The organism is Rouxiella silvae, assembly GCF_002093625.1.
GTDB lineage: Bacteria > Pseudomonadota > Gammaproteobacteria > Enterobacterales > Enterobacteriaceae > Rouxiella > Rouxiella silvae.
In genome coordinates, this window is record NZ_MRWD01000076.1 from 1 (window position 1) to 21,212 (window position 21,212).

Annotated in this window: 21 protein-coding genes; 9 read left to right on the top strand and 12 right to left on the bottom strand. The window is 50.6% G+C overall.

What is annotated here, in order from left to right; genetic code table 11:
• The first annotated feature begins 741 nt into the window (after nucleotides 1-741).
• Nucleotides 742-858, top strand: a complete 117-nt coding sequence (locus BS639_RS22280) for a DUF2627 domain-containing protein (protein ID WP_072156473.1) — start codon at nucleotides 742-744, stop codon at nucleotides 856-858.
• A gap of 41 nt (nucleotides 859-899) precedes the next feature.
• Complete coding sequence (gene cspE, locus BS639_RS22285; protein ID WP_002221949.1) at nucleotides 900-1,109, top strand: transcription antiterminator/RNA stability regulator CspE; 210 nt, start codon at nucleotides 900-902, stop codon at nucleotides 1,107-1,109.
• A gap of 79 nt (nucleotides 1,110-1,188) precedes the next feature.
• Here the strand turns inward: cspE (BS639_RS22285) and BS639_RS22290 are convergent, their stop codons facing one another.
• A complete protein-coding gene (locus BS639_RS22290) occupies nucleotides 1,189-1,920 on the bottom strand; it encodes a polyphenol oxidase family protein (protein WP_084984359.1) in 732 nt (243 codons plus the stop codon).
• 242 nt (nucleotides 1,921-2,162) lie between these two features.
• On the opposite strand from BS639_RS22290, the gene rlmA reads away from it, so the two are divergent.
• Nucleotides 2,163-2,996 (top strand): 23S rRNA (guanine(745)-N(1))-methyltransferase, encoded by an 834-nt coding sequence (rlmA, locus tag BS639_RS22295; RefSeq protein ID WP_084984360.1) that lies wholly within the window; start codon nucleotides 2,163-2,165, stop codon nucleotides 2,994-2,996.
• On the opposite strand, the gene BS639_RS22300 is transcribed toward rlmA, so the two are convergent.
• The 4 genes from BS639_RS22300 to manX form a co-directional block, all read right to left on the bottom strand.
• Nucleotides 2,983-3,441, bottom strand: coding sequence for a DUF986 family protein (locus BS639_RS22300; RefSeq protein WP_055778689.1), 459 nt, complete (start codon nucleotides 3,439-3,441; stop codon nucleotides 2,983-2,985). The genes rlmA and BS639_RS22300 overlap by 14 nt on opposite strands.
• 60 nt (nucleotides 3,442-3,501) lie before the next feature.
• Entirely contained in the window at nucleotides 3,502-4,344 is an 843-nt protein-coding gene (locus BS639_RS22305) for a PTS mannose transporter subunit IID (RefSeq protein WP_055778686.1), read from the bottom strand.
• A gap of 10 nt (nucleotides 4,345-4,354) precedes the next feature.
• Nucleotides 4,355-5,155 (bottom strand): PTS mannose/fructose/sorbose transporter subunit IIC, encoded by an 801-nt coding sequence (locus BS639_RS22310; protein ID WP_055778683.1) that lies wholly within the window; start codon nucleotides 5,153-5,155, stop codon nucleotides 4,355-4,357.
• Between the two features lie 93 nt (nucleotides 5,156-5,248).
• Entirely contained in the window at nucleotides 5,249-6,214 is a 966-nt protein-coding gene (gene manX, locus BS639_RS22315) for a PTS mannose transporter subunit IIAB (RefSeq protein WP_055778680.1), read from the bottom strand.
• 688 nt (nucleotides 6,215-6,902) lie between these two features.
• Here manX and BS639_RS22320 point away from each other — a divergent pair.
• Nucleotides 6,903-8,465 carry a TerC family protein gene (locus BS639_RS22320; RefSeq protein WP_084984361.1) on the top strand — a complete coding sequence of 521 codons (1,563 nt, stop codon included), beginning with the start codon at nucleotides 6,903-6,905 and terminating at the stop codon, nucleotides 8,463-8,465.
• A gap of 71 nt (nucleotides 8,466-8,536) precedes the next feature.
• Here the strand turns inward: BS639_RS22320 and BS639_RS22325 are convergent, their stop codons facing one another.
• The 3 genes from BS639_RS22325 to pabB form a co-directional block, all read right to left on the bottom strand.
• Nucleotides 8,537-9,901, bottom strand: a complete 1,365-nt coding sequence (locus tag BS639_RS22325; RefSeq protein WP_055778672.1) for an L-serine ammonia-lyase — start codon at nucleotides 9,899-9,901, stop codon at nucleotides 8,537-8,539.
• 200 nt (nucleotides 9,902-10,101) lie between these two features.
• Nucleotides 10,102-10,701 carry a CoA pyrophosphatase gene (locus BS639_RS22330; RefSeq protein WP_084984362.1) on the bottom strand — a complete coding sequence of 200 codons (600 nt, stop codon included), beginning with the start codon at nucleotides 10,699-10,701 and terminating at the stop codon, nucleotides 10,102-10,104.
• Nucleotides 10,698-12,089, bottom strand: coding sequence for an aminodeoxychorismate synthase component 1 (gene pabB, locus BS639_RS22335; RefSeq protein WP_084984363.1), 1,392 nt, complete (start codon nucleotides 12,087-12,089; stop codon nucleotides 10,698-10,700). Before pabB ends, BS639_RS22330 begins: the two co-directional genes overlap by 4 nt.
• Nucleotides 12,090-12,241: 152 nt before the next feature.
• Between pabB and BS639_RS22340 the strand changes: the two genes are divergently transcribed.
• Entirely contained in the window at nucleotides 12,242-12,424 is a 183-nt protein-coding gene (locus BS639_RS22340; RefSeq protein WP_055778660.1) for a YoaH family protein, read from the top strand.
• A gap of 150 nt (nucleotides 12,425-12,574) precedes the next feature.
• Here BS639_RS22340 and purT read toward each other — a convergent pair whose 3' ends face one another.
• A complete protein-coding gene (gene purT / locus BS639_RS22345) occupies nucleotides 12,575-13,753 on the bottom strand; it encodes a formate-dependent phosphoribosylglycinamide formyltransferase (RefSeq protein ID WP_084984364.1) in 1,179 nt (392 codons plus the stop codon).
• A 223-nt stretch (nucleotides 13,754-13,976) separates the two neighbouring features.
• Here purT and cspE (BS639_RS22350) point away from each other — a divergent pair, with 223 nt between their 5' ends.
• The 3 genes from cspE (BS639_RS22350) (at nucleotide 13,977) to BS639_RS22360 (ending at nucleotide 17,854) form a co-directional block, all read left to right on the top strand.
• Nucleotides 13,977-14,186, top strand: a complete 210-nt coding sequence (gene cspE, locus BS639_RS22350) for a transcription antiterminator/RNA stability regulator CspE (RefSeq protein WP_055778654.1) — start codon at nucleotides 13,977-13,979, stop codon at nucleotides 14,184-14,186.
• Between the two features lie 220 nt (nucleotides 14,187-14,406).
• Complete coding sequence (dbpA, locus tag BS639_RS22355) at nucleotides 14,407-15,789, top strand: ATP-dependent RNA helicase DbpA (protein ID WP_055778649.1); 1,383 nt, start codon at nucleotides 14,407-14,409, stop codon at nucleotides 15,787-15,789.
• 28 nt (nucleotides 15,790-15,817) lie between these two features.
• The gene (locus tag BS639_RS22360; RefSeq protein ID WP_055778646.1) at nucleotides 15,818-17,854 is read left to right on the top strand and encodes a S9 family peptidase; all 2,037 of its coding nucleotides are present in this window, start codon (nucleotides 15,818-15,820) and stop codon (nucleotides 17,852-17,854) included.
• Nucleotides 17,855-17,949: 95 nt separating this feature from the next.
• Here BS639_RS22360 and exoX read toward each other — a convergent pair whose 3' ends face one another.
• Both exoX and BS639_RS22370 read right to left on the bottom strand, forming a co-directional pair.
• Entirely contained in the window at nucleotides 17,950-18,618 is a 669-nt protein-coding gene (gene exoX, locus BS639_RS22365) for an exodeoxyribonuclease X (RefSeq protein WP_055778641.1), read from the bottom strand.
• Nucleotides 18,619-18,635: 17 nt separating this feature from the next.
• Nucleotides 18,636-19,400 (bottom strand): carbon-nitrogen hydrolase family protein, encoded by a 765-nt coding sequence (locus BS639_RS22370; protein ID WP_055778638.1) that lies wholly within the window; start codon nucleotides 19,398-19,400, stop codon nucleotides 18,636-18,638.
• Between the two features lie 489 nt (nucleotides 19,401-19,889).
• Here BS639_RS22370 and pip point away from each other — a divergent pair, with 489 nt between their 5' ends.
• Nucleotides 19,890-20,843 carry a prolyl aminopeptidase gene (gene pip, locus BS639_RS22375; RefSeq protein WP_055778634.1) on the top strand — a complete coding sequence of 318 codons (954 nt, stop codon included), beginning with the start codon at nucleotides 19,890-19,892 and terminating at the stop codon, nucleotides 20,841-20,843.
• 38 nt (nucleotides 20,844-20,881) lie between these two features.
• Here the strand turns inward: pip and BS639_RS22380 are convergent, their stop codons facing one another.
• Entirely contained in the window at nucleotides 20,882-21,112 is a 231-nt protein-coding gene (locus BS639_RS22380) for a DNA polymerase III subunit theta (protein WP_055778631.1), read from the bottom strand.
• Between the last annotated feature and the right edge of the window lie 100 nt (nucleotides 21,113-21,212).

Consider the following 21,212-nt stretch of genomic DNA (forward strand, 5'->3'; position numbering starts at 1 on the left):
CTATGAATATAGTGTTTAAATTTTACGCATTCCATTTAATATAAATTTCATGAGTTTGTAAAATCATTGCTGTATGACAATGCTTTACTGTCATCTTTTATAAAATATGGGTTTAAAGCAGAGCAAACCCTGGCCTTTTTTATGGATCAGATCTTTATTTATCTGTTACAAAATTCGCACGCTTAAGGTGCAGAGTAATAGGGTGTGATGACGTGTTTGCACCAGAGCAGTACCATTATGTCTGTATTGGTTACTGCATAATCAATCATTTTCAGCATTGAGCCAGATCAACTTTCGTACAGTTTATCTGCTCTCTTGCCGTTAGGGAGTTGGGTGGCAAAATGCCGCCTGGTAAACCTAAAGAACCCTGCTATGACTGCTTACGTTGGCTCAAGAGGCGGATTCCGGTTTGGCAGAAGATGCGCTGAAACGCTTGCGTATTCGCGATTTGTGTTATATCAAATACAATAATAATTCAATTAAAGCTGATTTTAACTCTTACTGTTCGGCGTTTATTGATCAATAATCAGCGGTGAGTGGTTATTGATTTGTTTGTTAGGCCCCGTTGTCTTCTGTGCAAAAAATAGCAGGGCTATCAACCTATTTTCGCCTGCATTGGCAGTAAGTGCCTTTAACCGGCTCAAATATGTGCGACAGGTCCATCACTGATTAAAAATGGCTTGCCATTAAATTCAGAGTATGTGATAACGCATCTGGGTAAAACGAGGTACAGTTCTGTATATGTGTGGCATTTTCAGTAAAGAAGTTTTGAGTAAAGACGTTATCGTTGAATACCGCTTCTCTGCCGATTTTTATCTTAGTGCCTCAAGCAGTAACGACTCAAGTTTGTCTGTGTAACGCCGCAGGGCGGTTTAAACAATCCAAAGGAAATACTCAAAATGGCAAAGATCAAAGGTCAAGTTAAGTGGTTCAACGAGTCTAAAGGTTTCGGTTTCATCACTCCAGCTGACGGCAGCAAAGACGTGTTCGTACACTTCTCTGCAATCCAGGGTAACGGCTTCAAAACTCTGGCTGAAGGCCAGAACGTTGAGTTCGAAATCCAAGATGGCCAGAAAGGCCCATCTGCAGTTAACGTAACTGCAATCTAAGCAGCGTTAGCTGTAAAAAAAACCCGCCTTGGTGCGGGTTTTTTGTTTTTATATTTTTAGACGATATTAAGCCTCATTCTCAGTCTGGCAGAATGACTATCCCCGATTGTTGATTACGGCCGCTGATGCCGGGTAAAGAGGGATCTACTGCTCGCTGCAGACTGTTGCGGCGAAAGCTGGTGTATTTAAACGGGGATGCCTGCGCCCGCTCAGAGACTGTTTCAGCCGCTTTGGGGGTACAAATAGTGCAACTCCCCGAGAAATCCACCGCCGAGAAGCCTGCCTGAATGAGTTTGGCATGCGCTATGGCACCAAGGTCAAGATGTCGGTAGGACGGTGAAATAAGTGCAGGGGAAAGGCTCAGGCTCTGCTGGAACTCATCGACCAACTCTTGGCTCACCTCATAGCAGCAGGCGCCCGCTGCAGGGCCAATCGAGGCAACCCAGTCCGCGGTTGAACCCTGTCGATTAATGCGCTCTACCATTTGCTCGATAATGCCGTGGCGTAATCCTCGCCATCCTGCATGTACAGCTCCCACCGCACCGCCGTCTTTGCGGCTAAAAATGATCGGCAGACAGTCTGCGGTAAACACGGTGAGAAGAATACCCGGCAATTCGGTATAAAATCCGTCAGCTTCACCACAGGGCTGCCGAGGCGCGGTGACATCGACAATATTCAAGCCGTGAACCTGCTTTTTAGTTGGCAAGCTCTCACTGTAGGGCTGTAACGATAGAGGTAACAACGCTTCTTTACTGCCAAATCCGTGTTGAATTCTCGGTACTTGGCTGAGCAGGGCAGAAAAATCACTCATGGCATCAAACGATCGCTATTGGTTGATAAGGCAGGTTAACAGAATCCAACTAAAAATGACCTCTTAGCAGTGTAGCCTTGGGTGAGGGCCGCTTGCACCGTATTTTTACTGCCGTTTGCTCTAAGCCGCCGCCGTATGGGCAAAAGTTGCAACTCTCACGCTGCTTCTTTAGACTTGGAGCCAGTAATTTTGCAAGACACCGGCGTCTAGATCCCTGGTGCATCACCTTTCTGGAAATATGCATGACCTATCAATGTCCTCTTTGTCATCTTCCTTTGCAGCGTCTTGATAAACAGTGGCGCTGTGAAAATAATCATCAGTTCGACAATGCCAAAGAGGGATACGTAAACCTTTTACCGGTGCAGCATAAGCGTTCTAAACAACCGGGCGACAGCGCGGAAATGATGCTTTCACGCCGTACCTTTCTGGAAGGGGCACACTACCAGCCGCTGCGTGACAGAGTCGTTTCGCTGCTTGACCAGCACCTGAGTGCTAATGCCGGTGCATTGCTGGATATTGGCTGCGGTGAAGGTTATTACACTTCAGCAATGGAGCAGGGGCTTAATGCCCGTCGCCGCATACAAGTCTATGGGCTTGATGTTGCCAAGGTTGCCGTCCGCTATGCCGCTAAGCGCTATTCTGACGTGGCGTTCTGCGTTGCCTCGAGCCATCGCCTGCCTTTTGCCGACGCCTCTCTGGATGCGATTGTGCGCATTTACGCACCTTGTAAGGCCGCCGAATTGCATCGCGTGCTTAACTCCTCAGGATTAGTGCTAACCGTGGCACCTGGACCGCGGCATTTATATCAGTTAAAAGCCTGCATTTATCCAGAGGTTCAGCTTCACAGCGACGTGGAAGAGAGTTTGGAAGGTTTTGAGCGCATCAGCACCGAGTCACTGGGTTACAACATGAACCTAAATGGCAAGCAGGCTTTTGATTTATTGCAGATGACGCCGTTCGCCTGGCGAGCAACTGAAGCGGTGATGGCCGAGTTGTCGCAGCGTGAAAGCTTTAGCTGTGAAACCGACTTTGTGATAAGCCTGTTTCGCCGTATAGCGCCGGCTATTGATAGCTGACCATGACCTTATAAATTCTTTCAAGATCATCCAGTTCACTCACCCGGACTAGCAGCTTTTTCTGCTCAAGCTGAATCACCAGCACGCCGTCTTGCGAGAGGTTCATCGTTTGGATGCGTGCGTAGTGAATGAATATATTGGCGTAATAGAAGCCGGTCGGTTTCAACAACATTTTAGGCCAGCGGATAAACGAAATATAAAACGCCACGAGGCCTAGGCTAATGAGCAGATACGTAGTGATCGGACTGCCGTGCGCGTTAACGTTGTTGTAGAGAAGAATGGCCACCAGGCCGATAAAAATGATCGCATCAATTTTGTTTCTGCGTTGCAAATTAACCCTTAGCAAGGTTTTGCCGTTCTTTTTATCCATGATGAATTCATCATAAACCGCATAGGCCAACAGCAAAAAAGTAAAAATAACCAGTGCGATATCTGTCAACGTCATCCCGAAATTTCCTCCTGATAAAAACGGGGGCTTGATTAGCCCCCGATTGATGCTGTGCGATTAGCGGCCTAACAGACCAATCCAATAGCCGAAAATACCCAGTACGAAGAAGCCCATGATGATCCACAGCGCATTGACTTTCTTGCGCAGCAGCCACATACAGCCGAAGGTTAGCAGCAGCGGCACCAGGCCTGGCATTAACTGATCGAGAATGCCCTGTACGGTGGTCACCGTGGTTTTTCCGGTACTGTCGGTTATTTCTGAAACCACCAGCGGTATGTTAACGTGCGTCCACTTATTGACCAGCGCCCCCATGACAAAGAGGCCGAGAATTGACGCCCCCTCAGTCAGTTTTTGCAGGAAGCCGCCGCCCATATCGTTAACGATATCAACCCCTTTTTTGTAGCCGTAGGCCACACCGTAGTAACGGTTCAGCAAACGTACCAGGTTAAACAGCACGAAGAACAGCAGCGGACCCAATAGGCTCCCGCTCATCGCGATACCTGCACCCAATGCTGCAAACACCGGACGTACGGTACCCCAGAATATAGGGTCGCCGACACCGGCCAATGGACCCATCAAACCGACTTTAAGGCCATTGATTGCCGCATCATCGATAGGTGCGCCGTTGGCACGCTGTTCTTCCATCGCCAGGGTCACACCAAGAACCGGTGCCGCCACATAAGGATGGGTGTTAAAGAACTCCAGGTGACGTTTTATCGCCTGTTTGCGGTCGTCGTTGTTTTCAGGATAAAGACGGCGAATAGCCGGCACCATGCAGTAACAGAAGCCGAGCGCCTGCATGCGTTCAAAGTTCCATGACCCTTGGAACAGATTTGAGCGCAGGAACACACCGCGAATATCGCCGGGTGTGAGTTTTTTCTCTTGAGTTTTATCAACCATTTCTCTCACCCTAGTCCAATTCGTTGTCGAGATCGTTAATACCCTGAGCCGGTCCGGCAGCCTGTGAAGACTTGTTATACTTCGGACTCAACTGGATATACAGCACTGCCATCACCACACCAATTACGCCCAGCGCAACCAGGTTGAAGTTGGTGAATGCCGCGGTAACGAAGCCCAGGTAGAAGAATGGCATTAGGTAGCCAGCGCGCATCATGTTGATAACCATGGCATAACCTACTACCACTATCATGCCACCGGCGATGTTCAGACCGCTGGTAACCACTTCTGGGATAGCGCTCAGCATGCTCTGGACAACGCTGGTACCGACTGAAACAGCAACAATCGCGGCCGGAATAGCAATACGCATTGCCTGCAGAATAAGCGCCGAAACGTGTATCCACGAGATGGCACTGAGATTGCCTTTTTCTGCCGCCTTGTCAGCTGCGTGCTGGAAAGCCACGGTAATAGTACGAACGATGATGGTTAAGACCTGACCTGCTGCGGCCAGAGGGATGGCCAACGCGATACCTGCACCAATCGACTGCCCACCGGCAATAACCAGAATGGTCGAGATTATCGACGCAAGAGCGGCATCGGGCGCCACGGCGGCACCGATGTTCATCCAACCCAGCGCGATCATTTCGAGGGTACCCCCGATAATGATCCCGGTTTTCATATCACCAAGAACAATACCGATTAACGTACAGGCTACTAATGGACGGTGAAACTGAAACTCATCCAGAATGGATTCCATTCCGGCAATACATGCGACAATAAATATCAGCACAATTTGTAGTGTGGTGATCTCCATTGACCTTCTCCTATAAAAAGGAAGCTGAGTAAAATAATGCCGACCTAAATCGTCCGCAGCTTGCCGCTTACCGGACGCTTTGCGCTGGCTTCATTAATTCATCTTGTTAATCAAATCCATCATCTTCAGACGACTGTCCGAGGAAACTTTGCGCACTTCGAGTTCGATACCTTTGCCATTTAATGTCTTAAATGCTTCGATATCTTTTTGGTCTACAGAAACAGCGTTGGTGACCTGCGTTTTACCCTGCTTAAACGCCATGCCCCCGATGTTGACGGTGCTAATTTTTACACCGCCTTCAACAACACGAACAACGTCAGTCGGGTTGGTGAACAGCAGCATAACGCGATCGCCGGCATATTTCGGGTTGTCATAAACGCGAATAGCTTTCGCAACGTCAACAACGTGGGCCGTTACGCCGGGAGGCGCAACCTGCGTCAGTAATGTTTTACGCACCGTGTCGGCGGCGACTTCATCGCTGATAACAATGATGCGGTTTACATTGGTTTCTTTGGTCCAACGGGTCGCAACCTGTCCGTGAATTAAACGGTCATCGATGCGTGCCAGGCCAATTTTCATGTGGTCATTGGGGCCGAGTGGTTTAGCAGGAGCGGCCGGTTTTGCTGCCGGTGGGGGAGTAACGGGCTTATCACTCTCAGGTTCGTCATGCTTTAAGGCTCTAACGCCTAACCGACCTGTTTCGAGCGCAATACCGGTGAGCTCGGAAAGGGAAGGGTTGTCGTCGCGTCCCATAAACGTTTCGACCATCATTGGAATGTTAACTCCGGTGACGACCTCGTAATTTTCTTTATCGATGACGATGCGGCTAGCGGCGTTAAACGGACTGCCACCCCAGGTATCAACTAAAAACAGCACGCCGCTTTGTGTGTCTAGACCTTCCAGCTTTGCGGTGTATTTTTCAACCAGTGTATCGGCGTTTTCCCCAGGGACGAAATCGATATAGGCAACGTTTTCTTGCTCGCCTATTAACATTTCCGTCGTCTTCAGCAGTTGTTCCGCCGCTGAACCATGAGTGCCGATGATAATAGCTATACTCACTCGCTACCTCCTCTTTTAACCCGCTTTGCGGATTCTGCACGTAAGTGATGGAGCTTTTATAATTCACCAATAGCTTCCTTTGGTGAATGCTGTGTTCCCTACATTATTTTTGAGTTAAAAAAACTCTCCATTCCTTTTGTTTCTGAAAAATCAACAAACAAACATCAAAATTAGCGGCCGAATGTCTCGACTGGATTTATTTTAGTGCGTGAAAAAATAAATTTTGTGACGACAGTCAGTAATTCAGAGATGCATATGAGCCGGATCGGCCTGATTTGAGCATTTAAATGATTTATCGCATAAAACAACTCTTAGCATAGGTGCAGTTAGGCTAATGCGCCTTAAAAGGAACTTGCATCGAGAAGTAGACCTGTTACATTGTATTTCCAATTATTACACAGGAGTACCGGGCATCAGCCCACCTTATGGACCGTCACCGAAGACGCTTTACCTCGCTCGCAACCACAACATTTTTGACTCTCCAGAAAGCGATACACCCAAGGTTTGGCCACTGCGTCAAAACGCCTATTTCAGGAACAACGACCTTTCTAAAATCGTGCTCATTATTTTCCAATGGCGTACCGCCTAGGGCTGCTCCCGATCGCCTGTTATTTGAACCCAAGTTGCGCGTTAGCGGAAACACGGCTGACCGTACCTTTCTTTCTGATTACTCAATGCGGAGTCTGATATGGAATTTTTAATGGACCCTTCGATTTGGGTCGGATTGCTGACACTGATCGTGTTAGAGATTGTGCTGGGGATCGACAACCTGGTATTTATTGCTATTTTGGCCGATAAACTGCCGCCAAAACAGCGAGATAAAGCACGCATTATCGGTTTGTCACTGGCGCTGATTATGCGTCTGGGACTGCTCTCACTGATTTCCTGGATGGTGAAACTCACCACCCCGCTGTTTAGCATTGCTCAATTCACCTTCTCAGGACGTGACCTGATCCTGTTGGTCGGCGGACTTTTCCTGTTGTTTAAAGCCACCAGCGAGCTGCATGAGCGGCTGGAAGGGCACAGTGACATGGGAGGTAATAACCGCGGATACTCCAGTTTTTGGTCGGTTGTGGCGCAAATCGTGGTACTGGATGCCGTGTTTTCACTCGATGCTGTCATTACCGCCGTAGGTATGGTGAACAACCTGGCCGTAATGATGACTGCCGTGGTTATCGCCATGGGCGTTATGCTGCTGGCATCTAAGTCGTTGACCCGCTTTGTAAATGCGCATCCTACGGTCGTCGTGCTGTGTCTGAGCTTCCTGCTGATGATTGGACTTAGCCTGATTGCCGAAGGATTTGGTTTCCATATTCCGAAAGGATACCTCTACGCGGCGATTGGCTTCTCGGTTCTGATTGAGTTGTTTAACCAGATTGCACGCCGAAACTTCCTGAAAAGTCAGTCACATCGCCCGATGCGTGAACGCACCGCCGAGGCGATTCATCGACTGATGGGCGGGAAGCGAGACAATCATCAGCATGAAGACGACAATCACGACGCCGCCAAGCCGAAGGATGAAACGTTCGCCGAAGAAGAGCGTTTTATGATAAGTGGCGTGTTGACCCTAGCCTCGCGCACGCTGCGCAGCATTATGACGCCACGCAACGACATCTCATGGGTTGACTGTGAACGCTCTGCCGCAGATATCCGCGAACAGTTACTGGATACGCCGCACAGTTTGTTCCCGATTTGCCGGCAGTCTCTGGACGACGTCATCGGCGTGGTGCGAGCAAAAGATCTGCTGGTGGCGCTGGAAAACGGTGAGGATATCGTGGCTTATGCCGAGAAAACGCCTCCCATCGTGGTGCCCGAAACCATGGACGTTATCAAGCTGTTGGCGGTTCTACGACGCGCGAAAGGGCGTTTAGTGGTGGTGAGCAACGAGTTTGGCGTTATTCAAGGTCTGGTGACGCCGCTTGACGTGCTCGAGGCGATTGCCGGTGAATTCCCGGACGAAGACGAAACGCCTGACGTGGTAGTTGACGGTGACGGCTGGATGGCAAAAGGTGGCACGGATCTGCACTCGCTTGAACAGCTGCTTAACACCTATGATTTGGTCAGCCCAAATGCCGACTATGCAACCCTAGCTGGCCTGCTGCTTTCGCAATCTGGGCAGATGCCGACAGAGGGAGAAATCATTGAAATGCCACCTCTGCGCTTTGAAGTGATTGAAGTGGTAGAATACCGCATCGAACGTGTACGCATTACCAAAGTCTCCCCTTACGATGCGCGAGACGAAGAAGAGTAATCTGTAAAAAGGGCAGGCATTTTTCAATGCCTGCCCTCGTTGGAGTAAGCCTGCTTAACGCCCTTTAAACATTAATCACACTGGACTTTAATCGCCAACCCACCACGCGATGTCTCGCGATACTTCGAGTTCATGTCTTTGCCGGTTTCGTACATCGTTTCAATCACTTTATCTAACGACACGCGTGGTTCGCTGGTGCGACGCAGCGCCATCCGCGATGAGTTAATGGCTTTGACTGAGGCGATAGCATTGCGCTCGATGCAGGGAACTTGAACCTGTCCGGCCACTGGGTCACAGGTCAGGCCCAAATTGTGTTCCATGCCAATTTCAGCCGCCACGCAAACTTGCTCTGGGCTGCCGCCGAGCAGTTCTGTGAGACCTGCCGCCGCCATTGAGCAAGCCACGCCCACTTCACCCTGACATCCGACTTCTGCTCCTGAAATTGACGCATTCATCTTATAAAGGATGCCGATAGCGCCTGATGTCAGGAAATAGCGTTGGTAAATGTCCGGGCTGACTGAGCCGATAAACTTGTCATAGTAGGCCAGCACGGCGGGAACAATGCCGCATGCGCCATTGGTTGGCGCTGTCACCACGCGGCCACCGGCGGCGTTTTCTTCGTTTACCGCCAGCGCAAACATGTTTACCCAATCAATCACAACCATAGGATCGTTAGAGAGCTTGTCGTTCGACACTAGCATGCGGCGCAACGCCGAGGCACGGCGCGGAACGCGCAGCGGGCCAGGCAGCACGCCTTCAGTATTGAGGCCACGATCGATACAGGCCTGCATAGTCTGCCAAATCGTTTCGAAATAGCGGTCAATTTCGGCTTTGCTATGCTGGGCCAGCTCGTTTTTCATCATCAGGCCCGACAGAGAAAGGCCGGTTTCACGACATTTTTGCAGCATTTCACTGGCCGAATTAAAGGCGTAGGGCACAGTCACCTGGTCTAAAACAGGTTGGCCAAAATGCTCGTCGTCGACGATAAATCCGCCGCCTACCGAATAATAAGTTTTGCTGTAAACCATCTTTTCGCCAATGAAAGCGTGGATCTGCATGCCGTTTTCATGACGCGAGAGATTCTCGCTGCGAAAGACCATGCCGCTGTCGCGCGGGAAGTCCACCTCATGCTGGGTGTCACCAACCGGTAAACGCTGGCGCTGCTCTACGTCTTTAATAAAGTGCGGAATGGCATCAATATCGACGGTATCAGGCTTGTTGCCGGCGAGACCTAAAATAATGGCGACGTCAGTATGGTGACCTTTACCGGTCAGCGATAATGAACCGTATACGTCGACGGCGATGCGCGTGACGTCGTGCAACAGGTTTTTTTCCAACAGGTCGTCGGCAAACTGCTTGCCTGCTTTCATTGGGCCGAGGGTGTGGGAACTCGACGGGCCGATGCCCACCTTAAACATGTCGAAAACACTGATCACGTAATGACTCCTGATTGGGGCAAATCGGCCGCAGGTAATTCTTGGGTGGCCAGACTCGCCCAAACTTTGTTTATTTATTGTTCACTTGTTAGATCTATAGTGTAAAAGGGCATGAGGGTTAGCACAGCGGTTTTCGCATGAAATAAAGTAATTCGTCGCATTAGAGAAAAGCAAGATGGGACGCAGCTCACAGAGTGATCTCATCTACCAATCTGTTTCGCCAGCTGTAAAATAATTCCTGCGGTCATTCCCCATACAAATTGCTCTTCATACCATGAAAGATAAACTCGACGACTGACGCCGGCGCGGTGGAAGTCAAGCGGATGATAGCGCGCAAGATTTAGCGCTTCCTGAAGAGGAATTTCAAACAGTTCGGCGACTTCATCCTCATTGGGATGGAGCGGAACGTCAACCGGCAGCAGCCCGACAATCGGCGTGACCTGAAATCCGCTGCTGCTGTCTACTGGATTCAGCTGCCCCAGCACGCGCACCGAGGCGGGCGGAATCGCCACCTCTTCGTAAGCTTCACGCAGCGCGGTAAACACCAGCGACAGGTCTGAAGTATCGGCAGAACCACCTGGGAACGCGACCTGACCAGCATGTTTTCTGAGTTTGTCCGAGCGACGAGTCAGCAGCAGCGTAGGCTCTTGCCGACAGATAATCGGCACCAGCACCGCGGCCTGACGGCGACCCGAGGCCTTGTGTGCAGTGTGTGTCGGCAGGTGTAATTGAAACTGGCGTACAAACTCTTCTACCGCTGGCGGCAGCGGCTGATTGTTGAGGTCACCGAAGGCATTCATTGCACGACATCCTGGCCGAGTAGCGGCAAGATGCGGGCGACCTTATCAAAGGTTTCCTGATATTCCGCCTGCTCCTGACTGTCGGCCACGATACCGCCACCGGCCCAGCAGAATATATTTCCCTGTTCGGTTAACAGCGTGCGGATGGTGATATTGCTGTCCATGGTGCCGCAGCAACTGATATAGGCAATGCTGCCGCAGTAGCCGTTTCTACGCTGGGGTTCGAGCTGTTCGATAATCTGCATCGCTCTTATTTTAGGCGCGCCGGTGATGGACCCACCCGGGAAACATGCCCGCAGCAGGCTAGCCGGATGACACGTGGTGGGCAGCCTTGCGGTGATCGTGCTGACTAAATGATGCACGGCAGGGAAAGGCTCGACGACAAACAGCTCTGGCACCTTCACGCTTCCCGGCGTGGCCACGCGACCTATATCGTTACGCAGTAAATCGACGATCATCAGGTTTTCGGCGCGATCTTTCTCTGAATTAGCCAGACGCTGTGCCTGCCGCCGATCGGTTTCTGGATTTTCACTGCGCGGCAGAGTGCCCTTGATAGGACGCGTCTGCACTCTGTCCTGCTCCAGCCAGATAAAACGCTCGGGCGACAGGCAGAGAACTGCATTGTCCGGCAAACGCAGGAAGGCGGAAAACGGCGCACGGTTAGTGTTGTTCAACCGGAGAAATGCCTGCCATTCATCACCCTCATATTCTGCTTTAAAACGCTGAGCCAGGTTGATTTGGTAACAATCGCCGCTGTGTAAATACTCCTGCACCTGCCTGAATTTTTCACCGTACTCCTCCCGGGTCATATTCGCCTGCCACCTTGAGGTCAGGCGAAAATCTTCCGCAGGTTTTATGGCCTGATACTGCATTAGCCATTCATAGCGATGATTCATATCACCGTGAGACAGCAGCGTCAGCCGCTGTAGCTGGTGGTCGGCAATCAGCGCCCAGTCGAAGAGGCCCATCGCCATATCCGGCAGTGCAATGTCTTTTTCAGCCTGCGAGGGCAGGGCTTCGACAGTTCTGCCAAGATCATAGCCCAACAGTCCAAGTGCACCCCCCTGAAAAGGCAGGTCAGGGGTAAATTCAGCTTGCAGACCGCTGTTCTCAAGCTCTTGTTGCAATAATAAGAAAGGATCGCCGTGACGGGTTTCGACTTGCGTCGCCGATGCCTTAAGACGATCGATTTCAGTCGCCCCGTTGCGGGTGGTCAGCGTGACTATCGGGTCGGCGACCAGAATATCAAAACGGTTATGCGCATGCTCGGCAGAGCCAGAGTGCAGGAGCATCGACCAAGGCAAAGAAGAGAGTGGTGCAAAGCGGGTGAGCAAGGCATCAGGCTGATAAGGTAAGACTTTACATTCAATGGATTGGGCGGCTGGCATGGTTTCGGCAAAATTCCTGACGTGATGACAATGCAACTCTGGCGTGAGGATCCTAGCATAGATTTGATGCGGGTAGGTCATTGGAAGATTAAGGCGTATAATGCTCGGCTAAGCTCGCTACATTTACGTTATTCGAAGACAGGAACACTCTTATGCTCACCGGTATGCCTTCACTTTCACACAAAGAGCAGCAAGAAGCCGCAGATCGTATTCATGTATTAATGCAGGAAGGCATGAGCAGCGGTGAGGCTATCGCCACGGTTGCCGCCGAAATTCGTGAAACCCACAAAGGTGACCGCGTGACGGTTATTTTTGATGATGAAGACGATGAATAAACCGTCCTGAAAATAGTGGCCGTTGCAGCGGGAATATGACTTTACGCAAAGACTGTTCATGCCAGGTAAAGTTTATGCCAAGTGCAACGGCCAGATAAATCTATTCAAAAATCAGTGTATCAACGTCTCAACAACACTCACTCAACCACGTTAGCCTTTAACAACCACTGCCGCCGCCGCCTTGATCGCCGTTTCAACGGCTTGTTCAACGGTATCGCCAATCGACAGCGCCACGCCTAAACGACGTTTGCCGACAATTTCAGGCTTGCCAAATAAACGCACCTGATTCGAACCTACCAGCGCCCGCTCTAAACCGATGAAGCTCACATTATTGCTGGTCAGTTCCGGCAAAATTACGGCAGAAGCAGCGGGGCCAAACTGGCGAATAGTCCCGATTGGCAGGCCAAGGAATGCGCGCACGTGCAGTGCAAACTCGGAAAGGTCTTGAGAAATCAAGGTCACCATGCCGGTGTCGTGTGGGCGAGGGGAAACTTCGCTAAACACCACTTCATCACCGCAAACAAACAGTTCGACACCGAACAGGCCGTGACCGCCCAACGCTTCAACGACGCTTTTGGCAATGTCTTTCGCGCGCTGTAACGCCAGTTCAGTCATGTGCTGCGGCTGCCAGGATTCGCGATAGTCGCCGTCTTCCTGACGATGGCCAATTGGGGAGCAGAAATGGATGCCGTCGACGGCGCTGATGGTCAGGAGCGTTATTTCAAAATCAAACTTCACCAGGCCTTCAACGATTACGCGACCGCCGCCGGCACGACCACCAAGCTGCGCGTAGTCCCATGCTGCTTGCAGCGTTTCCTCGCCGCGGATCAGACTTTGACCTTTACCGGAAGAACTCATCACCGGCTTGATGATGCACGGATAGCCAATTTCCTGCACCGCTTGTTTAAAGCTGGCTTCGTCATCGGCAAAACGGTAGGTAGAGGTCGGTAATTTCAGCGTTTCGGCGGCCAGACGACGGATGCCCTCGCGGTTCATGGTCAGGCGAGTAGCTTCGGCGCACGGCACCACGTTGTGACCCTGTTTTTCCAGCTCAACCAGCATGCTGGTTGCAATAGCTTCAATTTCCGGCACGATAAAGTCAGGGCGTTCGCTTTCAATCAGCTGTTTAAGCGCTTCGCCATCAAGCATGTTCACAACATGGCTGCGGTGCGCAACCTGCATTGCAGGCGCATCGGCATATCTGTCGACGGCGATGACTTCCAGACCGAGACGTTGGCATTCAATGGCCACCTCTTTGCCCAATTCGCCAGAGCCCAATAACATGACGCGGGTAGCGTCGGTGCGCAGTGCAGTTCCAATGGTTAACATAGCGGGATACCTAACTCGTTGTCAGTGATGATGAATTTGTTGCGGTTAATAACGTGATTTCCGGCGATCCCGGATCTGTTTCGGCGCATTATATAGGAAAATCCTGTACTACGAAAACGTTTGCGTCGTTTCGTCACGATTTGCGTGCAGACGCTGAATATGCGTTAATAGTTGGGCATCCGCGATCGAGGCGGCTGCTTTTTTTAAAGTAAAGGATAGTAAAATGAGCAAGTTAACTGGTCAGGTAAAATGGTTCAACGAGAGCAAAGGTTTTGGTTTCATCACCCCTGCTGATGGTTCTAAAGACGTTTTCGTCCATTTTTCTGCCATCCATAGCGATGGTTTCAAAACTCTGGCTGAAGGTCAGAACGTAGAATTCACCATTCAAGACAGCCCACGTGGCCCGTCAGCTGCTAACGTTGTCGCGCTGTAATCAGTTTTCTGACTTTCTAAGTCAGGCCGCCAAGGTTTTTGGCAACTGAAAATACAAGATAACGTCTTTCTAAAACCCGCCTGCGTTGCGGGTTTTTTTGACGCCGCTAAACAGCACTGAGGCGTAATTTCCCCTTCTCTGTTATTATCATCTGTAATACATGGCGCTGACTGCCTCGCGCCGCTTCGTTTTTATTCGCCTTATATAAAGAGTTATCGCCTTGAGCACGCATTCTTTCTCCACCCTGACTTTGCCATCTGAACAACTTTCCAACCTTGAAGAGCTGGGCTATGCCCAAATGACGCCTATTCAGGAAGCCTCGCTACCTGCGATTTTGCTTGGACAAGATGTTCGCGCTAAGGCAAAAACCGGCAGTGGCAAAACGGCCGCCTTTGGTATTGGTTTGCTGGACAAAATTACCGTTGGCGATTTTGTTTGTCAGTCGCTGGTGCTGTGTCCAACCCGTGAACTGGCGGATCAGGTCAGTAAAGAACTCCGTCGCCTTGCGCGTTTCACTCAGAACATTAAAATTCTGACCCTGTGTGGTGGCCAGCCTATCGCGCCACAGCTCGACTCGCTGGTGCATCAGCCGCACATCGTCGTCGGCACGCCGGGACGCATTCAGGAACACCTGCGCAAAGGCACGCTCAAACTCGATAAGCTGAAAGTTTTAGTGCTTGATGAAGCCGATCGCATGCTCGATATGGGCTTTAGCGAAGACATCGAAGACGTGGTCAGCTACACGCCACCTTCTCGCCAGACGCTGCTGTTTTCCGCGACCTATCCGGAAGGCATCGACAGAATTAGCGGGAAGTTCCAGCGCCAGCCGCTGAACGTTGAAATTGAAGGCGGCGATGACGTGGCCGATATCGAGCAGGTGTTTATTGAAGCCGATCGTCATAGCCGTTTGTCGCTGCTGGCCGCGGTGCTTTATCAGCATCAGCCGACCTCGTGCGTTGTATTTTGCAACACCAAACGCGACTGTCAGGAAGTGGCCGACACGTTGGCCAGCAAAGGCATTAGCGTGCTGGCGCTCAACGGTGATTTAGAACAGCGCGACCGCGACCGTGTGCTGATCCGCTTCTCCAACGGCAGTTGCCGTGTGCTGGTCGCGACCGACGTGGCTGCGCGCGGTCTTGATATTAAACAGCTTGGGTTGGTGATTAACTACGAGCTGTCCTTCGACCCTGAAGTGCACGTGCACCGCGTAGGGCGTACCGGCCGTGCAGGGACCAGTGGACTGGCAATCAGTCTGGTAGCGCCGCAGGAAATGGTGCGCGTTCATGCCCTCGAAGATTACCTGAATCAGAAATTCAAATGGCAATCAGCCTCGCAAAGCCTGTCTGCCGCGGCAACGACGCTTGAGCCAGAAATGGTGACGCTGTGTATCGACGGGGGTCGTAAGGCCAAAATTCGTCCGGGTGATATTCTCGGCGCACTGACCGGTGATGCGGGCCTGACTGCCGCCGACGTCGGAAAAATTGATATGTTCCCGATTCATGCCTATGTGGCAATCCGCAAAAATAGCGCCAAGAAAGCCTTACAGCGTTTGCAGGAAGGCAAAATCAAAGGCAAGAACTGTAAGGCCTTTTTGCTGCGTTAAGTAAAATTGAGGAGAAAGAGACCCGATAATGATGATACCTCCAAAGGCTGAAAAACGTCCGTATCCGATAACTACGCACGGCGACACGCGCGTGGACGACTATTATTGGCTGCGCGATGATGAGCGCGGCGATGAAGACGTGCTCAATTACCTACAGGCTGAAAATGCCTGGGCCGAGCAGGCAATGCAGCCGCATCAGGCACTGCGTGAGGCGCTGTATCAGGAAATGGTCGACCGTATTCCTCAGCAGGATCATTCGGTTCCTTATGTGAAGCACGGTTACCGTTATCAGACGCGCTATGAGCCGGGCAATGAATACGCTATTTACTTCCGTCAGCCCGCCTCAGAATCAGAGCAGTGGCAAACGCTAATCGACGGTAACGAACGCGCCGCTGAAAGTGAGTTTTACACGTTGGGTGGATTAGACGTCAGCCCAGATAATGGCAAACTGCTGGTGGCAGAAGATTTTCTGTCGCGCCGCCAGTATGATATTCGTGTTAAAAATCTGAGTGACGGCAGCTGGTCTGAGGAAGTTCTGAGTAATACCTCAGGAAGTGCTGAGTGGGCTAACGACTCGAAAACCATTTTCTATGTGCGTAAACACAAGACCACGCTGCTGCCTTATCAGGTTTATCGTCATGAAGTAGGGACTGATCCGGCGGACGATGTGCTGATTTATGAAGAGAAAGACGATACTTTTTACGTCGGCCTCGACAAGACCACCTCTGAGCGCTACATCCTCATTCATCTAGACAGTACGACAACTTCTGAAGTGTTGCTGCTTGACGCCGATAAACCTCTGGCCGAGCCAAAGATGTTTTTATCGCGCCGCAAAGACCACGAATACGCTTTCGATCATTATCTGGGTAACTTCTATATTCGGTCCAATAAAGACGGCAAAAACTTTGGTCTTTATAAAAGTGAAACCGCCGATGAAGCCAGCTGGCAGACGCTGATCGCCGCGCGTGATGACGTAATGCTTGAAGGCTTTAGCCTGTTCCGCGACTGGTTGGTTATCGAAGAGCGTCAGGATGGGCTGACCCATTTGCGCCAGATCCACTGGAAGACCGGTGAAGAGAAATCGCTGAAATTTGACGATCCTACTTATGTCACCTGGCTCTCTTTCAATCCAGATCCTGATACTTCATTACTGCGTTACGGCTATTCCTCAATGACCACGGCCAGTTCACTGTTTGAGTTAGATCTCGATAGCGGACAGCGCACGTTATTGAAGCAGCAGGAAGTGAAAGACTTTGACTCGGCTAATTACCGCAGCGAACGCGTTTGGGTTACAGCCCGCGACGGTGTCAAAGTGCCGGTTTCGCTGGTTTATCGCCACGATCTGTTTAAACCTGGGCATAATCCTCTGTTGATCTACGCCTATGGATCTTACGGCAGCAGCATGGATCCGGGCTTTAGCGGGAGCCGTCTTAGCCTGCTGGATCGCGGGTTCGTCTTTGCTTTGGCGCACATTCGCGGCGGAGCCGATTTAGGTCAGCAGTGGTATGATGACGGCAAGTTGTTCAATAAAATGAACACCTTCCACGACTTTATTGATGTAACCGAAGAATTGGTCAAGCAGCAATTTGGTGCGGAAGATAAAGTGTATGCAATGGGCGGTAGCGCAGGTGGATTGCTGATGGGCGCGATTATCAATCAGGCACCTACGCTGTATCACGGCATTGTGGCACAGGTGCCGTTTGTTGACGTGGTAACCACCATGCTTGACGAATCTATTCCGCTGACGACTGGCGAATATGATGAGTGGGGCAACCCAAACGACAAAGCCTATTACGACTATATCTTGCAATACAGCCCTTATGATCAGGTGAAGGCGCAGGATTATCCGCATATGCTGGTGACAACCGGTTTACATGACTCTCAGGTGCAGTACTGGGAGCCGGCCAAGTGGGTTGCCAAACTGCGGGACCTAAAAACAGATAATCACCAGCTGTTGCTGTATACCGACATGGACTCCGGTCACGGCGGTAAGTCAGGACGTTTTAAAGCCTATGAAGACATCGCAATGGAGTACGCGTTTGTGATTGCGCTTAATAAGCAGTAATCAGAAATTCTTCATATAAAAATCAGTATCAAAAAGAGAGAGCCTATGCTCTCTCTTTTTTTTGCCTCGGGCAGATTTTGTCTTACTGCCAAATGTTACTCCTTCTGCAAGAAGTGGTTGAGGCTGTACTTCATGTCGGCACTAAGACTGTCGACAGACCTTAACATCCAACGCAAATATCCCGGGTCTTGCTGCGCGATTTCAGCAATCTTCTGCCCACGGTATTTTCCAAACTTTAGCGTGCGCAGCAGAGTAGGGCGCTCGGTGATAGCAACCATTTGCTCTGCCTCCCAACCTGATTCGTCGAGAATACGCTGAAGCAGCGCCGCGGTGACATAGCAGTCATATAATGCACGATGGGGATGTAAATGTTCAGGCGGGTAAGTCTCTAGCGCAAGACTGCTGCGCAAGTTTTGCAGACTGTAGCTGGGCTGGTTTGGGAACAACTCGCGCGCCAGCTTGACGGTGCAAATCCATTGACCGTTCATTTCAGGCAGCATTGCTCGGTCAAAAGCCGCATTGTGTGCGACGTAAAACGGATGATCTTGATATCTTCTCACCGCTACGGCAATGCGTGGCTTATCCTCAACCATCTCTTCAGTAATGTGGTGAATTGCCATGGCCTGAGGACTGATTTCACGGTCTGGGCAGACCAAATCACTCATTGGCCGGATGATGGCCCCGTCCACTACGTCGACCGAGGCAATTTCCACCACGCCACCGTTGAACCCGCAGGTTTCTGTATCAATCACCCTGAAAGTCATTTCTTCGCTCCTGTAATTTACATTCCTTGATAGCTTACCAGTTCAACGTGTCCCTTCCACCCTTGGGGTGTCAGTGTGGCAATAGCCAATGCATCCTGATTGGCGGGTGCAACGACAATTTCATGCCCGAGCTCAGACCAAATGGCGCTTTTTCCTGCTGGGATCCAGCCGCCGGTGGGGGCACAGTGGTTTGCCATGATAACGGTCATCGCGTGTTTCTCGGCGTAGCAGCGCATCATTGCGCTCTCTTTGTCATAGCTTGGCTTGGAAATTAACACCCCTGCACCATAAATATCAGCGCCATTATCAGCAGCAAACTGTGAGTGAGAAGGCACTCCAATGTCCGCGCAGATAGCCAGGCCCAACGTCTTGTCACCCAGGTTCAGCATAGGTCCACCTTGACCCGCAGTGAAAACGGTCTCTTCAGAGCTGTGTAAATGTTGTTTGGTATAAGAGTAGAGAGTGCCGTCAGGAGAAAAAACGATCGCCCCAATATACAGAGCATCACCGTCCAAGCAGCACAGAGGAGCACCAATAACAATCGTCATATCATGAGTTTTTGCCTGATTTCTTAGCGTTTCGAGACGTGGGTCCTGAAGCGTGATACCAAGCTTACGAGCAAGCTCTGGCTCATAACCGGTCAGCGAAAGCTCCGGAAAAATGAGCAGTTTTACCTGCTGCTTGGCAGCAAGGGCCACAACTTGGGCATGGTGGTTCAGGTTTAGGTCGATATTACCGGCCAGGCAGGTGATTTGCGCCGCAGCAATAATAAAGTGACTCATGAAATGTTCTCGGATGATTGCAACTTAGGCCATTAACAAAAAACCCGCGCTTGGCGGGTTTATTTTGCTGCGAATTCAGTATGTATTACGCTGAGGTCTTTTTGGCACGTTTCTCAGCCTTTTTCTCGGCTGGGGTTTTCAGTGGCTTTTTCTTCGCATTCTTTTTGCTATCCATTCCTTTACTCATATACGCCTCTCTAAATCGGGTGGATTGGGTTGCTATGCTATTTACTGCCTATTTGCGCAAAGTTGCAATAGGGCACGTCAACTTTTCAGACAATAGACTGTTAAACCAGACTTTTTGGTCAACTAAGAGGCAACTGGCGATTATCTGTGCGATGTTGATGAATTACTGTGCTCTTGGTCGAAATTTTTGGCCTTTTTTGTCCAAGAAGCGGGAAGGTGATTGACCCCCTTGTCCGGTTAGGCTGATAGTAAAGAGGAGCAAGCAAATCAATACACTGGACTGAAAAAATAACAGGAAATGTTATGCGTAAATTAAAAGGGTTGTATTTACCTCGGGAAGCATACGCCAGTGGATTGCTGGATACGGGCGATGGGCATCAAATTTATTGGGAAAGAAGCGGTAACCCGAAGGGTAAGCCTGCGGTATTTTTACACGGTGGGCCAGGCGGCGGTTGCTCGGCTGTGCATCGTCAACTGTTTGATCCAAATGACTATGACGTTATGTTGTTCGACCAGCGTGGCTGTGGGCGCTCCTTACCGCACGCCAGTCTTGAAAACAATACCACCTGGCATCTGGTTCAAGACATCGAGCGTCTGCGCGAGATGGCTGGCGTGGATAAATGGCTGGTATTTGGGGGATCTTGGGGCTCAACGCTGGCACTGGCCTATGCGCAGAAACATCCCGATCGCGTCAGCGAATTGGTAATGCGCGGTATTTTCACTATCCGCAAAGAGGAACTGTTGTGGTACTACCAGGACGGTGCGTCGCGTTTCTTCCCTGACAAATGGCAAAACGTTCTTTCAATTTTATCTGAGGAAGAGCGTAAAGATGTTATTGCCTCCTACCGCGCGCGATTGACTAGCTCAAATCGCCAGGTGCAGCTTGAAGCCGCTAAAATCTGGAGCCTGTGGGAAGGAGAGACGGTAACGCTGTTGCCAACTGAAGACTCGGCGTCTTTTGGAGAGGACGAATTTGCGCTCGCATTTGCGCGCATTGAAAACCACTACTTCACCCATTTAGGTTTCATGGATGCCGACGACCAACTACTGCGTGACGTCGAGAAGATTCGCCACATTCCCGCAGTAATTGTCCACGGCCGCTATGATATGGCGTGTCAGGTGCAGAATGCGTGGGATCTGGCAAAGGCCTGGCCTGAAGCTGAACTGCATATCATCGAAGGTGCGGGACACTCATTCAATGAGCCAGGTATACTCGACCAACTGATCCGTGCAAATCAGAAGTTTGCCCGCAGCTGACAGTTTTGACGTTTATCTCGTTTGCCTGAGAACCGAAACTATTTTTGTTTGGGCTCGAAAGGCAGGCGAGAGTACTTATGTGACTCCGCTCGATAGAAAGCCACGCGTTCGCGAAAATAGTCGCGTAACTGCACTGGCTGTTCGCGTTCAACAATCTCCGAGACGACCGGCATATTGTAACGCTCTTTAAACGCAACGGCTGAGGCAGCCAGGTCTACGTTGATTTTATCCATTTCGTCTTTGCTGATTTCGGCCAGATTACGGTTCATCTTTCTCTTCCTGCTAATCGATTCTCCCCATATTGTACAAGAGCGCGAGACTCAGGTGAATGCTTGTCGTTGATGATTAAAAATCAAGTTAACGTAAATG

Excerpts from the sequence above, each read along its gene's own strand:
- BS639_RS22280 (WP_072156473.1), top strand. The coding sequence starts at position 742 with ATGTGTGGCATTTTCAGTAAAGAAGTTTTGAGTAAAGACGTTATCGTT.
- cspE (WP_002221949.1), top strand. The coding sequence starts at position 900 with ATGGCAAAGATCAAAGGTCAAGTTAAGTGGTTCAACGAGTCTAAAGGT.
- BS639_RS22290 (WP_084984359.1), bottom strand. The coding sequence starts at position 1,920 with ATGAGTGATTTTTCTGCCCTGCTCAGCCAAGTACCGAGAATTCAACAC.
- rlmA (WP_084984360.1), top strand. The coding sequence starts at position 2,163 with ATGACCTATCAATGTCCTCTTTGTCATCTTCCTTTGCAGCGTCTTGAT.
- BS639_RS22300 (WP_055778689.1), bottom strand. The coding sequence starts at position 3,441 with ATGACGTTGACAGATATCGCACTGGTTATTTTTACTTTTTTGCTGTTG.
- BS639_RS22305 (WP_055778686.1), bottom strand. The coding sequence starts at position 4,344 with ATGGTTGATAAAACTCAAGAGAAAAAACTCACACCCGGCGATATTCGC.
- BS639_RS22310 (WP_055778683.1), bottom strand. The coding sequence starts at position 5,155 with ATGGAGATCACCACACTACAAATTGTGCTGATATTTATTGTCGCATGT.
- BS639_RS22320 (WP_084984361.1), top strand. The coding sequence starts at position 6,903 with ATGGAATTTTTAATGGACCCTTCGATTTGGGTCGGATTGCTGACACTG.
- BS639_RS22330 (WP_084984362.1), bottom strand. The coding sequence starts at position 10,701 with ATGAATGCCTTCGGTGACCTCAACAATCAGCCGCTGCCGCCAGCGGTA.
- pabB (WP_084984363.1), bottom strand. The coding sequence starts at position 12,089 with ATGCCAGCCGCCCAATCCATTGAATGTAAAGTCTTACCTTATCAGCCT.
- BS639_RS22340 (WP_055778660.1), top strand. The coding sequence starts at position 12,242 with ATGCTCACCGGTATGCCTTCACTTTCACACAAAGAGCAGCAAGAAGCC.
- purT (WP_084984364.1), bottom strand. The coding sequence starts at position 13,753 with ATGTTAACCATTGGAACTGCACTGCGCACCGACGCTACCCGCGTCATG.
- cspE (WP_055778654.1), top strand. The coding sequence starts at position 13,977 with ATGAGCAAGTTAACTGGTCAGGTAAAATGGTTCAACGAGAGCAAAGGT.
- BS639_RS22360 (WP_055778646.1), top strand. The coding sequence starts at position 15,818 with ATGATGATACCTCCAAAGGCTGAAAAACGTCCGTATCCGATAACTACG.
- exoX (WP_055778641.1), bottom strand. The coding sequence starts at position 18,618 with ATGACTTTCAGGGTGATTGATACAGAAACCTGCGGGTTCAACGGTGGC.
- BS639_RS22370 (WP_055778638.1), bottom strand. The coding sequence starts at position 19,400 with ATGAGTCACTTTATTATTGCTGCGGCGCAAATCACCTGCCTGGCCGGT.
- pip (WP_055778634.1), top strand. The coding sequence starts at position 19,890 with ATGCGTAAATTAAAAGGGTTGTATTTACCTCGGGAAGCATACGCCAGT.
- BS639_RS22380 (WP_055778631.1), bottom strand. The coding sequence starts at position 21,112 with ATGAACCGTAATCTGGCCGAAATCAGCAAAGACGAAATGGATAAAATC.